The sequence below is a fragment of the Ruminococcus sp. YE71 genome (assembly GCF_900119155.1).
Classification (GTDB): Bacteria; Bacillota; Clostridia; order Oscillospirales; family Ruminococcaceae; genus YE71.
Genome location: NZ_FPIR01000004.1, coordinates 1 through 15456 on the forward strand (window position 1 = coordinate 1; position 15456 = coordinate 15456).

Genomic DNA, 15456 nt, shown 5'->3' on the forward strand with positions numbered 1-15456 from the left:
CGCTCGATACGAAAAACAGCGGTCGCTCGATACGAAAAACAGCGGTCGCTCGATACGAAAAACAGCGGTCGCTCGATACGAAAAACAGCGGTCGCAAGATAAATCTTGCGACCGCATTCTTTTTTAGAAAAAAAGAATATTTTTTTGAGTGCCGCATAAGAAGTGAAGGGAATAATAACATGGAAAAGTTTAAGAAATTTACAGCCTTCGCGGCTGCACTCTGCATCTGCCTGTCATTCGCGGCTTGCGGAAGCAGCGACAAGGACGATGACGACGACGAAAAGACCTCTTCTGTTTCTTCTGAGGACAAGCAGAAGGAAATGGAGGACATGGCAGCACAGGCTGATGCTGAGATGCAGGGCAAGACTGCCTCGTCAGCTGAGACCTCTTCTGCTGACGAATCAAGCTCTGAGGCTGAGCCGGTAGTTGATACGCTCAACTATAACGATCCTCAGCTTCTCTTTGCTGACCCCAGCAATATCGAAAAATCCGAGTTATACGGCTACTATGCTGAGCTGAAAAAGGCTTATGACTCATCGTTCCGTGCTCGTATTGTTCAATCTCAGGCTGCTCTTCGCGGCGAGTCTGATAACGGCAAGGACATTACGGCAGCAAATGACGGCAAGCTGTACTTCACAGTCACCAACCCCGATGCTGAGCACCCGGAATACAACGGTTATTACGCAACTAAGCTGATGTGCTTTGACCCTGCCAACCCCGACAAGGGTGCTGTAGAGGTCTACAAGCCCGAGGGCTATATCAAGGACTGGTGTGTGGCTGACGGCAATATCTACCTGTTCTTCAACAACTGCTGGATCGAAAAGTACGATGCAAACGGTAAGATGACAAACATCAATCTAGCCGATGACAGCGGTATGATTGGTTTGCAGGCTGTCGGCGTGTTCAAAAACGGTATGTGCGCAGTCATTAGCCACGATAAGCAATTGCTCGTGGATTCTGACTTGAAAAACGTGACTGAACTGCCGCCGGTAGAGGTGGAAGCTGCTCACGGCAACACCGAACAGAAAGAGGGAAGTTTCATTCTGACCTATGAGAACAAGCTGGTCGCAACTGTTGACAACGAATTCTACTGCTACGATCTTGACAGCGGCAGCTGGTCTAAGCTTGCTGACAGCGAAAGAAGCTGGGATAGATATAGTCCGGATGTTGTTTACGACAATTTCAGAGTGACAGAAGCCGGTATCTATAAAGTCGATGACGGCAGCCTGGTATCATCGCGTAAGTTAGGAAAATATCTTGGCGGTCTTACTGATATTCAGCTGTCTGACGGCGCATGGGTAAGAACGCTTGTTCCGGGTACGTCCGAGTTTGATCTGGCTAACAGCGAACCTATGGGTTCGGAATCGGCTACGTTTGACCACATTCGTATGCTGACGGATGAATACTACGCGCTCATTGATGAGTACGGCATATTCCTGCGCACATACATTGACGGCGAGGACGAGTCGAAAGAGATCCCCGTCTACAGCTTTAAGTAAGGAGAGATCATCATGGCTAAACTTAGAATGCTTTTTCTTATACTGGCGATCCTGCTGATCGTGTTCGGTGTATGCTGCTTTATAGGCTCGAACTATATTGCAGGCGTACAGGATAGGGTCGAGGATTCATGGGCGGCGACCATTGACATGGGTTACACCACCATGTCGAGGGAAGAGTTCCTTGACTACGCCGACGAGAACGTGCCGAAGCTCAAAAATGCAGGCATCGTTTCCGAATGTGCGGCGGCAGGCTGCATAGTGCTGTTCGCGATAGGCGAGGCTAAACTCAAAAAGAGCAATAAAGCGGAATGATCCGAAAAAGCCCGAAGGTGAAAAAACTTCGGGCTTTTGTAATATCCGAAGTGCTTTTTGCGTCATAAAATGTAAGGAGGTGATGCGCATGAAGAAAAGGCTTAGTATAGGCGTAATAATGGCTGCGATAACGTTTTCTGTGATCATGACGACGGCGATACGCAGCCGCAGCCTGAGCAGACTTCCCTGCCCCGACGAAATGACGGTCACACAGGAGAAAAACTGCGGATTCTTCATTATTCGCACGGAAAACGACTGTTTTGTCAGCGAACGTCAGACCCGCTACGACTCCAATTATGAACCGTACTTCGTCAGCGTGTGGGTGCGCCATCCCGAATTAACGAAAACGTTTGATGAGATCGGTCTCCCTATCGACACCCCCGCACTCGTAACAGCCGATGTCACTTGGTTCGACGGCGGTATCGCAGGTCTGCACAGGCTCAAAATAGACCATATCCGCTCTGTTCAGCAGACTGACACGACCCATTGTCCTAAATTTCCCTAAATTTTCATCTAAAAGTGAAAAAAGCCAACCAAAAACACTTGCACAACTCGTAATAATATGCTATAATTGTTTTAGGTGTATGTTCGGAGGTTGTATAAACCCATCGAACATACTTTCGACTACATTATAGGAGAATGGAAAGATGGCAAAAGCATTAAACGATTTCGTAATGAAAGGCGTCCCCTGCGTAAAGCTTGAGGCGGATAAGTACGAGGCGGTCATTTCGCCGAAGTACGGCGCAAGCGTCTGGAGAATGCGCGACACAGAACTCGGTATCGAGGTGTTCCGCTACAGGGAAGACGTTACCGCCGCCGAGATAGATAAGGCAAGAGAGATATGGGGCCTCCCCACCCTCTACCTGCCGAACCGCTTCGATAAGGGTCTGGTAAAAACTTCCGACGGCGAGTATCATCTGCCCGTCAACGAGACTGCATTCAACAACCATATCCACGGTTGGATGCAGAAGCGCGAACACACCGTTGAACGCTGTGAGACCGAGGGCGAAAAGGCTGTCCTCGTTACTTCCTACACTCACGACGAAAAGGACGAGATGTTCAGCTTCTTCCCCCTGAAATTCAAGATAAGCTATACATTCGAGCTTTCGGCTGAGGGTCTGAAACAGACTATCAGTCTCGAAAATCTCAGCGAAAAGCAGCTGCCTGTGTCTATCTGCACTCACACCTGCATCAACGCGCCTATCACCATCGGCGGCAAGCAGAAAACCCTGCGCCTGTCGGTTCCGATAGTTGAGCGCTGCGAGCTCGACGACCGCTGCCTGCCTACCGAAAAGCTGCTGCCGCTCGGCACAAAGGACAAGCGTTACAAGACAGGTGCTATGGTGCCTGTTCTCCACCAGATATCCAACGATATGTACACCGCCTGCGACAACGAGCTTGACGGCAAGCCTTTCTACGGCGTCATCATCACCGACAAGGATAACGGCAACCGCATCTGCAACGAGGTGTCAAAGGAATTCAAGTTCTGGAATATGTGGAACGACAGAGGCGGCAACGGCTACTTCTGCCCCGAGCCTATGACGGCTATGATAAACTGCCCGAACCTCAGCCTTCCGAACGATGTCAGCGGCTACTCCGAGCTCGCACCCGGAAAGACATACGAGTGCTGGCAGAGATTCTTCACGGTATAAACAGAAAAAGACACATGAGAAACAAAAATGTACAGAAGACGAGTGACCGTATTTGATATATTCGGAAGATGGGGCATTATCGTCGCCGTTTCATTGATCGCCTGTATAGGCAGCTTCACCGCAAGGCGAAGCCTTACGTCAGGAACGGATTTTCTCGGCGGACGCACCGAGATAGAGTATTTCTACAAGATAAACCTCATCTGCTTTGTGATAACGCTGCTGGCGGTCATCGCAGACATCGCCGTGTTCGCGGTCGCCTGCGTGAACAAGAACAATTCCGACTTACGAAAGCCCGCCGCCTGTGCCGTGGGACTGATAATATCGGTGTTCACCTGCGCGGCGTTCACCTACAGCGTGGTGAATATCCACAGCGACCTCAGCAGCACGACCATAGCACGCCCTTCGACTTACGTGCTGTGTTCGAGCGATGACTCGCGGTATTTCGTGGGCTTTGAGGACAAGGGCGAAATGGCGCTCATACCCGTCACGAAAGAGACGTTCGACAACCTCAGCAAAGGCCATGTGATAGACTCCGATAAGACTCACAGCGAGGTTTACCGAGCGATAGAGTCGAGAAATTATGTCGAACCCGCCGAGTATGACAGTGCGGTAAGCATAGAATACTATTTCAACAGCGCGATGATAGAGAAAGCAGAGCTGTTGTTTGTTAAATAGAGGAGAGAGAATGAAAAACGGAAAAAGATTTGCTGCGGCTGCTCTGGCACTGCTGATGCTGGCAGGCTGCGGAAAGAAAAATGACAGCAGTTCGTCGGATAACGGCAGCACTGCTAACAGCACAGCTTCGGTGTCGCAGACACAGTCGTCTGACAGCAGTTCTGCGGACAGCAGCGAGAGCGCTGAGGACTCGTCCGCGGACAGCGAAAGCAGCTCGGAAGAGTCGGACAGCAAGGATAAGAAGGATCCTAAGGATAATAAAGACAAGAAGGACAGCAAGTCCGATGAGTCTGCTGCGGATGAAAGCAGCAAGGAAGAGATCTTAGACCCCGATGACGACCCCGACGCACACGCCGTGGCGGTAAAGTTCATGGAGTGCATGAGATCGGGCGACAAAGACGGAGCTTACGAATTATGCAGCGATATTTTCATCGCGTGTATGAACGTTTCATCGTATTCGTGGGAGTCCCATGAGGATGTAAAGTACTCCCTCGAATTCGATATGGTCGATAACGGCGAGTATATCTACAAGGTGGTCAATGCGGACAGCTCGAAATCCCTTCGTTTTGCCGTGAAGGACAGCGGCAGCGGCTTTAAGGTCATCGACCTTGAATCGGGAGCGGGCAGTCTCCTCGATATGCTCGGCACAAAGTTTGCCGATATGGCGGCTGAGCTCATCTACAACGTTGCCGATTATTACAAGGATCAGCTTTCGGACGGTGAATACAAGAACATTGACAATCCAGTTATAGAACAGACTCTTACCTCTGCGCAGGAGCGTGCGGACGAAAAGGCCCCCGGTATATTCAAGTCGGAAAATGTAAGGTATCTCATTTCCGTGAGCGGGGGAAATATAACCGTGACTGTTGAATACACTCTTGACGGCAGAGCTTACAAGGCTGTATACCCCAAAGATTGATCTCGGTCTTGCCGAAGAAAGGCGGGGAAACATGAAAAAGAAATTAATAACAGCTGCGGCAGCGGCGGCGGTCATGCTCAGTATGAGCGGCTGCGCTTTTGATGAAATGCTCGGACAGCTCGACTCGGCGCTCGAATCGGTGTCCCACGCCGACAGTTCCTCGGAAACGGACGAAAGCACCGACGACAGACCCGATGAACGCGGCGGCGACAAGAAAAAGCCCGATACCCAGAGCTCGGCAAAGCACGAAAGCAGCTCGGCTGCGCAGGAGAACAACTCCCGTGCCGAACCTATCGGCGAGGTCGATGAGGTCAGGTTCACGGCTAACGCCAAGGCTGTGATAAGCTCCTACTTCGGGCTTATGAGCGCGGCACAGTACACCGATGCATTCAGACTCTGCACCGATGATTTCATTGAAAAACACTATCCGCAGGGACTCAAAGACGGCGAGAACGCTTCTCCCGTGACCGTCAGCTTCTACGACGGCTCGGAAAAGTTCGATACCGATGAGCTCGGCAGGAGCAGGATAAGATTAACGGTGAGCATCTCACCTCAGGGCAAGGAAGATCAGGCATTCGACTGCTGCACCTTCGTGGTGATAAGCGGTAACAGTTTCCTTATCTCCGAGACCCAGCGTGCTGACGGCGGCGAAGAAACGGTCGGACTGACCCAGGAACAGGTCGCACAGTACGCAAGATACGTCTATGACTGCACGAATATCTATATTGATCTCTTGCAGGCAGGCGTCTATGAAACAGGAGACGGCAGTGAGCTCGACAGGCTCATTCCCGAATATACCCCCGGGGGGCACTACATGGTGACGATAGGTCCCGAGGGAGTCGAATCAGTTGTATACACGGTGGACGGCATCACAGCCGTTTATCCGCAGTAAGGAGGACAAAATAATGAAAATGAAAAAAATTCTGGCAGTAATGATGGCGGTCACTATCGCAGCAGCAGTAACAGGCTGCGGCAAGAAGGACACAGGCAGCAAGTCGTCCGAGAAGGACGATAAGGCAACGACCAGCAGCACCGCTTCCGAGGAAGTCAAGGACGCTGAGAGCTCTGAGGAAGAGTCGAAGGCTGAGGAAGCAAGCTCCGCTGAGGAAAGCTCCGCAGCTGAGGATAGCTCGGCAGCAGACGAGAGCAGCAAGGCTGACGACAGCTCGAAGGCTGATGACAGCTCCAAGGCTGACGACAGCAAGGCTTCCGAAAGCAAGGCTGAGAGCACCGATACTTCTTCTTACGAAGTACCCGAAGGCTTCGAGGACGCTGAGCCTTGGGGCGATGACGGCGAAGTTACCCCCAGCAAGACTGACCCCTCTGACTACAATCAGACAGTCGCAGACGCAGCAGCTTCGGCACTCAACGTAAGAGCTGAGACCTACCTGCTCGAAGCACTCTTCAATAACGAGACTGTTCCCGATATGGTAGTTGACAAGAACTCCGACAAGACCATCTACGAGTACTTCGAGAAGTACGCTAACGGTGCGGAATTCACCATCGAGTTCCAAAATCAGCAGGTCAAGAAGATCTGGGTCAAGATGATCGGTACCAACGGCAGCGCATACGAGTCCACTATCGAGAACACGATAGAATGATCTAAGTAAGTATTATTGCGGAAAAGCAAATAATATAAAAAAACGAAAGGTGGAATTTTCAGATGAAATTCGGCTTCTTCGATGACGTGAACAAGGAATACGTCATCACAAACCCCAGAACTCCCTATCCCTGGATCAACTACCTCGGAACTGAAGAGTTCTTCTCGCTCATCTCCAATACCGCAGGCGGTTACTCCTTCTTCAAGGACGCAAGACTGCGCCGTATCACGAGATACCGCTACAACAACGTTCCCGTTGATATGGGCGGCAGATATTTCTACATCAAGGACGGCGAGACCGTCTGGAATCCCGGCTGGTCGCCTGTAAAGACCGAGCTTGACAGCTACACCTGCCGTCACGGTCTCGGCTACACAGTTATCAAGGGCGCTAAGAACGGCCTTGAGGCTGAAGTTACCTTCTTCGTACCGATGCACTTCAACGGCGAGGTACAGAAGGTAGTTCTCAAGAACACTTCGGGCGAAGCCAAGACCTTCAAGCTCTTCTCCTTCCTGGAGTGGTGTCTGTGGAACGCTTCCGACGACTGCGAGAACTTCCAGAGAAACTTCAACACAGGTGAGGTAGAGATCGAGGGTTCGACCATCTTCCACAAGACTGAGTACAAGGAGCGCCGCGACCACTTCGCATTCTACACCGTAAATGAGAAGCTCGCAGGCTACGATACCGACAGAGAGACCTTCATGGGTCTGTACAACGGCTTCGGCAATCCGCAGACCGTTCTCGAAGGCAAGCCCCGCAATTCCGTTGCTGACGGCTGGTCGCCGATCGCTTCCCACTGCCTCGACATCACTCTCGGCGCAGGCGAGGAGAAGCAGCTGGTATTCATGCTCGGCTACGTTGAGAACAAGTTCGAGGAGAAGTTCAACGCTGACGGCAGCATGAACAAGTCCAAGGCTTACGCTATGATCGAGCAGATGGGTACTCCCGAAAAGGCTGACAAGGCTCTTGAAGAGCTCAAGGCTTACTGGAACAGCCTGCTGTCCCAGTACAGTGTTACCACTTCCGACGAGCGCGTAAACAGAATGGTAAACATCTGGAACCAGTATCAGTGCATGGTCACCTTCAATATGTCCCGTTCCGCTTCCTACTTCGAGAGCGGTATCGGCAGAGGTATGGGCTTCAGAGACTCCAACCAGGATCTGCTCGGCTTCGTTCACCAGATCCCCGACAGAGCTCGCCAGAGGATCCTCGACCTCGCTGCTACTCAGTTCCCCGACGGCGGCTGCTATCACCAGTATCAGCCCCTCACCAAGAAGGGTAACGACGCTATCGGCGGCGACTTCTCGGATGACCCGCTGTGGATGATCCTTTCCACCGCTCAGTACATCAAGGAGACAGGCGACTACGCAATCCTCGACGAGATGGTTCCTTATGACAACGATCCCGCTCAGGCTAAGCCCATGATGCACCACCTGGAGAAGAGCTTCTGGCACGTTGCTGAGAACGTTGGTCCTCACGGTCTGCCGCTCGCTATGAGAGCTGACTGGAACGACTGCCTCAACCTCTCCTGCCACTCCGACACCCCCGGTGAGAGCTTCCAGACATACACCAGCCCGAAGTACGGCGCTGACAAGTTCTCGAAGGTAGCTGAATCCGTCATGGTTGCTGCTATGATGGCATTCATCGGACCTGAGTACGTTGCACTCTGCAAGTACAAGGGTCTCGACGCCGAGGCTGCTAAGGCTCAGGCTGAGATCGACAAGATGAACAAGAACACCCTTGAGTACGGTTTCGACGGCGAGTGGTTCCTCCGCGCTTACGACGACTTCGGCAAGAAGGTCGGCTCCAAGGAGTGCGAAGAGGGCAAGATCTTCATCGAGCCGCAGGGCTTCGCTGTTATGGCAGGTCTCGGCAAGGAAGACGGCAAGGACAAGCTGACTATGGATTCCGTCAAGAAGTGGCTCGACTCCAAGTACGGTCTTGTGCTCAACCAGCCCGCATTCACCAAGTACTACAAGCAGTACGGCGAGATCTCGACCTATCCGGGTGGCTACAAGGAGAACGCAGGTATCTTCTGCCACAACAACGCATGGATCATCTGCGCTGAGGCTGCTATCGGCAACGGCGACAGAGCGTTCGAGTACTACAGCAAGATCGCTCCTGCATTCCTTGAGGAGATCAGCGACCTGCACCGCACCGAGCCGTATGTTTACGCTCAGATGATCGCAGGTAAGGACGCCAAGCGTCACGGCGAGGCTAAGAACAGCTGGCTGACCGGTACTGCTGCATGGAACTTCGTTGCTATCTCGCAGTACATTCTGGGTGTAATCCCCGACTACAACGGTCTGAAGCTGGATCCGTCCATCCCGCACGAGTGGGACGGCTTCACCGCTTCGAGATTCTTCCGCGGTGCTACCTACAACATCACCGTAAAGAACCCCGACCACGTTTGCCACGGCGTAAAGGCTATGACCGTAGACGGCAAGGCAGTTGAGGGAAATGTTGTTCCCGCCGCTGCTAAGGGCGCTACTGTTAATGTTGAGATAACACTTGGTTGATAATTCACATATAGCGTTATAAAAAAGGTTCTCCCCTGTGCTTTTGCGGCACGGGGGAGAATTTTTAGTTGACATTTTACGGCAATCGTGTTATAATATATTCACAGAAGGTCTGATAAATCTAAATAATTATTAGAGGTGTGATTTTATGGCGATTTTATATTTTTCTGATATTCTGAGAAAAGTTGGATTAGACCCACAGAAAGTTAAGCTGATACGTCATGCTTATTCTGACAAAGTATTTAAGGAATTTGCAGATAATAATTTGATTTATGAATATACTCGTCATCAGCGTAATAATTTTAGCAAGGGATACGATTACTGGGTTGTCTTTGTAAGCGACAAAGGCACTTTGGCTAAATTTTACACAATTTACAAAGTAGGCGACTCTGTTCCTGATACACCTGACATGATACCAGAAGGCTGTTCTGAAAAGGAAGCCACTTTTTATACTGGTGAAGGTGCAGTATTTGACTTGACACAACTTGACCTCTTGAAAGAATATGAAGGCAAACTTACCATTGATTGGGGTAAATCAACTCATATGTGGCATCACAAGGGAACCACAGAAAAACCAATTATTTCAATAATGCCCGATGAAAAGAAAGTATTTATGGGATATGAGGAAGTATTACTTTCCTATGACCAGTTGAAAGAGATAGTTGATAACAAAGAAATATACGAAGCATGGCACGTTGCGCTGAAATCCGTAAATGCTATCTATCTAATTGTTGATACCGAAACAGGCAAGCAATATATCGGTTCGGCTTATGGAGAAGATGGTCTTTTCGGCAGGTGGTGCTGCTATGTGAACTCACATCACGGACATAACAAAAAGATGAAAGAACTTATCTGCGATTATCCCGAAAGATACCACGCTTTCCAGTTTTCAATACTTCAAATTCTCCCCAAAACACTTATTCCAGAAGATGTTATAAAAATAGAAAGCAAATGGAAAAGCCGACTTTTAAGCACTAAATTTGGTATGAACGACAACTGATTATCATAACACAAAAAACCCGAACCTCTCCCAGAGATTCGGGTTTTAAAATTCAGTGATACAAAGTCAGCTATCAAGCACCATACTTAGCAGTATTTACCTTGATACCAACGCCCATAGTAGAAGCAACTACTACGCTCTTGAGGTACTGACCCTTAGCTGCTGCCGGCTTAGCCTTAACGATAGCCTCAAGCAGAGTGTTGAAGTTCTCCTCAAGCTTAGCAGCACCGAAGGATGCCTTGCCGATGGGGCAGTGGATGATGTTGGTCTTGTCGAGACGGTACTCGATCTTACCTGCCTTAGCCTCGGTTACAGCCTTAGCTACGTCGGGGGTAACGGTACCAGCCTTGGGGTTCGGCATAAGACCGCGGGGTCCGAGGACCTTACCGAGTCTACCAACAACGCCCATCATGTCAGGGGATGCGATTACAACGTCGAAATCCATCCAGCCTTCCTTAGCGATCTTGTCAACATAGTCCATACCGCCGTAGTACTCAGCGCCTGCAGCCTTAGCTGCCTCATACTTGTCCTCCTTGCAGAAAACAAGAACTCTTACCTTCTTGCCTGTGCCGTTGGGGAGAACAACTGCGCCTCTAACCTGCTGATCTGCGTGACGGGAGTCAACGCCGAGACGGATGTGAGCCTCGATAGTCTCGTCAAACTTAGCCTTTGCGCCGTTAGCTGCGAGCTCGAGAGCCTCGTTTGCCTCATAAAGCTTAGCCTTGTCAACTGCCTTGAGGGAGTCAACGTACTTCTTGCCGTGTTTCATTAATTTTCCTCCTTATAAGTGGTCATGACGGAAGTCGAGCCCTTGCCCGATCCTCCCACCTTAGGGTGATCCCTATTAGTCCTTTACAACAACGCCCATCGAGCGGCAGGTGCCTGCGATCATGCTCATAGCGGACTCGATGTTAGCCGCATTGAGGTCGGGCATTTTCTGCTCTGCGATCGCCTTGATCTGATCCTTGGTGATAGTAGCGACCTTATTCTTGTTAGGCTCGCCGGATGCCTTTTCGATCTTGCACGCCTTCTTGATAAGAACTGCTGCAGGCGGAGTCTTGGTTATGAAAGTGAAAGAACGGTCTGCGTAAACAGTGATAACTACAGGGATGATAAGACCTGCGTCATTCTTGGTTCTCTCATTGAAATCCTTGGTGAATGCCATGATGTTAACGCCATGCTGACCGAGTGCAGGGCCAACAGGGGGTGCAGGAGTTGCCTTTCCTGCCGGGATCTGAAGCTTGATATAGCCTACTACTTTCTGTGCCATATTTTTCGCACCTCCAAAAAACTTTCGTGGTATGCGAGCTGTGCGATCAACTCTCCCACTTTATTCGTCCCGTCTTTCGGGACAGCCTTAATCTTCCGCCTTTACGTCGGTGATAGGCAGGGTTACGGGTGTTTCTCTGCCGAACATGGATACCACTACCTCAACGGTCTGTGCCTCAAGGTCGATAGCGGATACAGTACCCGTGAAGCCCTCGAAGGAGCCAGTAGAAACGACCACGCTGTCGCCGATCTTATAATCGACTTCAACTGCGGCTGTTCTGGTCTCAACGCCGAGTGCCTCGACCTCCTTATCCGAAAGGGGCACGGGTTCGGTGGGAGTTCCCACGAATCCCGTAACGCCTCTGGTGTTGCGCACGATGTACCATGAGTCGTCGGTAAGCACCATCTTCACCATAACGTAGCTGGGGAACAGCTTTCTTTCTGCCTCGACCTTCTTGGATTCCTTTACCTCGGTATAGCTTTCCATAGGTATCCTGATCTCCTGGATAAGGTCATGCAGCTTGCGGTTTTCTACTACCTTTTCAATATTCTGTTTCACCTTGTTCTCATAACCCGAATAGGTGTGGATCACATACCATTTTGCTCCGTCAGCCATTTGTACTTTCCTCCCAAAATATCGAAAATCATTGCAGAAACTGCGATGTGTCCTTTAACCGCCGATGTTGAGCAGTGCGTTTATCGCAAAGCTGAGAGAACTGTCGATAGCGAACAGAAGAAGTCCGCATACGAGCATAACGCCGATAACTATGCCGGTGTTATTCACTACCTTCTCTCTTGACGGCCATACTACTTTTTTGATCTCAGATCTGAGATCCTTGAAATACTTCTTGGCTCCGCCCTTCTTAGCGTCCTTGGTGCCGGCTGCCTTCTTGTCGGCGCCCTTCTTGCCCTCGGACTTGGCGGTGTCCTTCTTAGACTTTGTTTCTGCGGATTCAGCTTTCTTTGCCATTCAAAAAGCTCCTTCCGTATTACTTAGTCTCTTTGTGAAGAGTGTGCTTCTTGCAGAACTTGCAGTATTTCTTCATCTCAAGTCTGTCAGGGTCATTCTTCTTGTTCTTCTTGGTGTTGTAGTTTCTCTGCTTGCACTCTGTGCAGGCGAGGGTGATCTTTACTCTCATGTCGGCACCTCCTGACGATTTTTACACCGAGCCGAGAACATAAGCACGGTGCGGTCTGCCTCCCTCCGCGGCGCATTTATGCCTGCGCCATCGAGGTAACTTACGATTTTCCGCGCACCGCATTTCGCAAAAACGGGCGCAAAAAAATATACCTCATAAAGAGGTAAACCTATTATACCACACCTCAGCGCCCTTTGTCAACCCCTAATATGAACTTTCAGTAAATTTTAACCACACGTTTTTCAAAAAACTCCGCATTTTCGGTATATTCAGCACATTCTGCGACAATACTAACCCTAAAAAACGGAGGACATGAGCATGAACATTTCAAAGCAGGAATATCTCGAACTGACCGAACAGGCGTCCCGCGACAGCCGCTGGCGGACAAACGCCCTGAAAGCCTTTGCGGTGGGCGGCACCATATGCCTTATCGGGCAGGCCGTTACCGAGCTGTACCGCTACATGGGTGCGGACAAAACATCGGCGGCGGCGTGGTGTTCGGTGACGCTCATCGCCGCTTCGGTGGTGCTCACCGCTCTCGGCAAATACGAAAAGATCGCGAAGGACGGCGGTGCAGGCACTCTCGTTCCCATAACTGGATTCGCCAACGCCGTTGCCGCGCCCGCAATCGAGTACAAGACCGAGGGTTTCGTCACGGGGGTAGGCACGAAGATATTCACCATCGCGGGGCCCGTCATCCTCTACGGGACTGCGGCAGGGGTCATCTTCGGGATACTCTACAGGCTGCTCGGCTGAGCATGAAACCGCGGTCTGCCGCATACACTCCTAACAAAGGAGTTGATCTTATGCCCGAAAAGAGACCCGAGACCCAGCCGCGTCCGAAAGGCAGGCACAGCGTCGTGATGCAGGACTGCATGAAGCTCAGCCTGAGCGGCGTCACCGATGCCGACAGCTTCGACGAGGGACAGATAAGGCTTTTCACCGAGTGCGGCGAGCTGACTGTCTACGGCGCCGACCTGCACGTCAACGAAATGAACGTCGATACGGGCAGCGTCACCATCGAAGGCGAAGTGCGTGCGCTGGTATACGGCGACAGGTCTGCCAAAAAGCGCCTCGGCGTGCTGGGCAGACTGCTGAGGTGACCCCGTGACCCCCATGCAGCTCGGAACGGCAGCCGAGCTCGAAGTGCTGAAAAACGCCGTCGTCACGGGGGTGTTCCTCGGGGCGGTCTACGGCGTTTTCGCAGCGGTCAGACGGCTGCTGCCGAACCGCGCCGTCGGATTCGTCTGCGACCTGCTGTATTCGCTGGCTTTCGGAGCAGTGTTCTTCCTGTTCACCCTCTCGCAGACCGATAATTACAGGTGGTTCGTGCTTCTTGGGATGCTGGTCGGGGCGGCGCTCTGGCACGCGTCTCTCGGGCGGCTGCTGGTTTCGGCATTCTGCGCAGCCGCAAAAACCGTGGCTTCGCCTGTCATTGTGGCAATAGACAAATCGTGTCGTTTTATGAAGGGTATATTTGTAAAAGTTCACACAAATTTGCAAACAAGAAAAAAATTGCCCGAAAGCACTTGAAAGTTAAAAAATAAACAGTTATAATAATATAGTATAGATATATCAAAAGTACCGCCCGTTTTCGCACGGGACGGAGCGGGAAACAAAACGTGCGGATCGTGTAAAAAATCTTGGAGTGAAAATCATGAATGAAAGGAACCGTTCCGAAGCAGCAGCGGCTGCGGCTAAGAGAAAAAAGGAAAGATCCCCTGTCATCAAGCCGATATTCGGCTTTGCGGCGTTCTGTCTTGTGGTGTACTCGGTGATAACGATCATCACTCAGCAGGTACAGATCGCACAGTACAAACAGCAGAAGCAGGAGATCAATGAACAGATCACCGAGGCAAGGATGCTCAACGATGAGTATACCCGTCTGCTCGCCAGCGACGATGAGAGCGCTTACATGGAGAAGATAGCCATTGAAAAACTCGGCTACGCTTACCCCAACGAAAGACGCTTCTACGTCGTGGAAGTAAACTGACGGAATACATAAACATGAAGTAAAAAACCACTGAAGTAAAATGAAACGGAGTAAAGAAAAGAACAATGCAGCTTGAAGTAGGAAATATCTATGAGGGAAAAGTAACAGGCATCACCAAGTTCGGCGCATTCGTCGAGCTTGAAAAGGGCACTACAGGTATGGTACATATCTCGGAGATCGCAAATACATACGTGAGCGAGATAAAAGACCACATCCAGGAGGGTCAGACAGTAAAGGTAAAGATACTCTCGATGGGCGACGGCAAGATCAGCCTTTCGATAAAGAAGGCTCAGCCTGCACCCGAAAGAAGCGAGAGAAGACCTTTCAACAGACAGCAGAACGGCGACAGAAGACCGCAGGGCGGAAGAAACGGCGGTCAGCGTCCCGACGGTGCAAGAAGAGCACCCAGAACAGAGCGTCCCGAGCCTGTGGACTTCTCGAAGAATCCCCCGCCTGTTTACGAACAGACGACATCCGGCAATGCGGACTTCGAGGATATGATGGCAAAATTCAAAGCGTCGAGCGAGGAGCGTTTTTCCGATCTCAAGCACGTGATGGAGAACAAGCGCCGCGGCTCTTCACGCAGAAGATAAGGCAGGTCGGTTAACTTGAAAAAGACGATCGCATTTATATTCTTCACGCTGGCAGCTGTCGTGCTTGGCGCTTTCTTGGCGTATCTCTGCGACGGTGTGAAGTATCTCGGATGGCTCGCATGGGGCAAGACACTGGGGCTCGACAGTTTATCCTTCGACCTCTACGTGATAAGTCTGTCCTTTTCACTGACTGTGAGGTTCACTATCTCACAGCTTATCACCGTTCCTATCGGTCTTATCGTCTACGCAAAGACCAGCAAGGGACTCGGCTAAAAAATATCCAATGTG

General features: G+C 50.8%; 21 protein-coding genes. 16 read left to right on the forward strand and 5 right to left on the reverse strand.

Annotated elements, in window-relative coordinates; genetic code table 11:
• Positions 1–179: 179 nt before the first annotated feature.
• The 10 genes from BT142_RS04545 to BT142_RS04590 all read left to right on the forward strand — a co-directional run bounded on the left by BT142_RS04545 (position 180) and on the right by BT142_RS04590 (position 10174).
• Entirely contained in the window at positions 180–1499 is a 1320-nt protein-coding gene (locus tag BT142_RS04545) for a hypothetical protein (RefSeq protein WP_139182174.1), read from the forward strand.
• 12 nt (positions 1500–1511) lie between these two features.
• Complete coding sequence (locus tag BT142_RS04550) at positions 1512–1811, forward strand: hypothetical protein (protein WP_072417030.1); 300 nt, start codon at positions 1512–1514, stop codon at positions 1809–1811.
• An 88-nt stretch (positions 1812–1899) separates the two neighbouring features.
• Complete coding sequence (locus BT142_RS04555; protein WP_072417031.1) at positions 1900–2316, forward strand: hypothetical protein; 417 nt, start codon at positions 1900–1902, stop codon at positions 2314–2316.
• Between the two features lie 142 nt (positions 2317–2458).
• Complete coding sequence (locus tag BT142_RS04560; RefSeq protein WP_072417032.1) at positions 2459–3463, forward strand: aldose 1-epimerase; 1005 nt, start codon at positions 2459–2461, stop codon at positions 3461–3463.
• Positions 3464–3490: 27 nt separating this feature from the next.
• The gene (locus tag BT142_RS04565; protein ID WP_072417033.1) at positions 3491–4138 is read left to right on the forward strand and encodes a hypothetical protein; all 648 of its coding nucleotides are present in this window, start codon (positions 3491–3493) and stop codon (positions 4136–4138) included.
• A gap of 10 nt (positions 4139–4148) precedes the next feature.
• Positions 4149–5057, forward strand: a complete 909-nt coding sequence (locus BT142_RS04570; protein WP_072417034.1) for a hypothetical protein — start codon at positions 4149–4151, stop codon at positions 5055–5057.
• A 31-nt stretch (positions 5058–5088) separates the two neighbouring features.
• Positions 5089–5949 (forward strand): hypothetical protein, encoded by an 861-nt coding sequence (locus tag BT142_RS04575; RefSeq protein ID WP_072417035.1) that lies wholly within the window; start codon positions 5089–5091, stop codon positions 5947–5949.
• A gap of 13 nt (positions 5950–5962) precedes the next feature.
• Positions 5963–6658, forward strand: coding sequence for an LptM family lipoprotein (locus BT142_RS04580; protein ID WP_072417036.1), 696 nt, complete (start codon positions 5963–5965; stop codon positions 6656–6658).
• 62 nt (positions 6659–6720) lie between these two features.
• On the forward strand, positions 6721–9174 hold the full coding sequence (locus BT142_RS04585) for a glycoside hydrolase family 94 protein (protein ID WP_072417037.1): 2454 nt from the start codon (positions 6721–6723) through the stop codon (positions 9172–9174).
• 148 nt (positions 9175–9322) lie between these two features.
• Positions 9323–10174 (forward strand): GIY-YIG nuclease family protein, encoded by an 852-nt coding sequence (locus tag BT142_RS04590; RefSeq protein WP_072417038.1) that lies wholly within the window; start codon positions 9323–9325, stop codon positions 10172–10174.
• A gap of 73 nt (positions 10175–10247) precedes the next feature.
• Here the strand turns inward: BT142_RS04590 and rplA are convergent, their stop codons facing one another.
• From rplA to rpmG, 5 genes are all read right to left on the reverse strand, one after another.
• Positions 10248–10943 carry a 50S ribosomal protein L1 gene (gene rplA / locus BT142_RS04595; RefSeq protein WP_072417039.1) on the reverse strand — a complete coding sequence of 232 codons (696 nt, stop codon included), beginning with the start codon at positions 10941–10943 and terminating at the stop codon, positions 10248–10250.
• Between the two features lie 75 nt (positions 10944–11018).
• Positions 11019–11444 carry a 50S ribosomal protein L11 gene (gene rplK, locus BT142_RS04600; RefSeq protein ID WP_072417040.1) on the reverse strand — a complete coding sequence of 142 codons (426 nt, stop codon included), beginning with the start codon at positions 11442–11444 and terminating at the stop codon, positions 11019–11021.
• A gap of 87 nt (positions 11445–11531) precedes the next feature.
• The gene (nusG, locus tag BT142_RS04605; protein WP_072417041.1) at positions 11532–12059 is read right to left on the reverse strand and encodes a transcription termination/antitermination protein NusG; all 528 of its coding nucleotides are present in this window, start codon (positions 12057–12059) and stop codon (positions 11532–11534) included.
• A gap of 54 nt (positions 12060–12113) precedes the next feature.
• Positions 12114–12413, reverse strand: coding sequence for a preprotein translocase subunit SecE (gene secE, locus BT142_RS04610; RefSeq protein ID WP_072417042.1), 300 nt, complete (start codon positions 12411–12413; stop codon positions 12114–12116).
• 19 nt (positions 12414–12432) lie between these two features.
• Complete coding sequence (gene rpmG, locus BT142_RS04615; RefSeq protein WP_072417043.1) at positions 12433–12582, reverse strand: 50S ribosomal protein L33; 150 nt, start codon at positions 12580–12582, stop codon at positions 12433–12435.
• Positions 12583–12900: 318 nt separating this feature from the next.
• Here rpmG and BT142_RS04620 point away from each other — a divergent pair, with 318 nt between their 5' ends.
• The 6 genes from BT142_RS04620 to BT142_RS04645 all read left to right on the forward strand — a co-directional run bounded on the left by BT142_RS04620 (position 12901) and on the right by BT142_RS04645 (position 15441).
• Positions 12901–13338 (forward strand): SpoVA/SpoVAEb family sporulation membrane protein, encoded by a 438-nt coding sequence (locus tag BT142_RS04620; RefSeq protein WP_072417044.1) that lies wholly within the window; start codon positions 12901–12903, stop codon positions 13336–13338.
• A 50-nt stretch (positions 13339–13388) separates the two neighbouring features.
• Positions 13389–13685, forward strand: a complete 297-nt coding sequence (locus BT142_RS04625; protein ID WP_072417045.1) for a YabP/YqfC family sporulation protein — start codon at positions 13389–13391, stop codon at positions 13683–13685.
• 13 nt (positions 13686–13698) lie between these two features.
• Complete coding sequence (yabQ, locus tag BT142_RS04630) at positions 13699–14115, forward strand: spore cortex biosynthesis protein YabQ (protein ID WP_072417046.1); 417 nt, start codon at positions 13699–13701, stop codon at positions 14113–14115.
• 124 nt (positions 14116–14239) lie between these two features.
• Positions 14240–14575, forward strand: coding sequence for an FtsB family cell division protein (locus tag BT142_RS04635; RefSeq protein ID WP_072417047.1), 336 nt, complete (start codon positions 14240–14242; stop codon positions 14573–14575).
• A gap of 65 nt (positions 14576–14640) precedes the next feature.
• Positions 14641–15168, forward strand: coding sequence for a S1 RNA-binding domain-containing protein (locus BT142_RS04640; protein ID WP_072417048.1), 528 nt, complete (start codon positions 14641–14643; stop codon positions 15166–15168).
• Between the two features lie 15 nt (positions 15169–15183).
• A complete protein-coding gene (locus BT142_RS04645; protein WP_072417049.1) occupies positions 15184–15441 on the forward strand; it encodes a DUF4321 domain-containing protein in 258 nt (85 codons plus the stop codon).
• Positions 15442–15456: the final 15 nt, after the last annotated feature.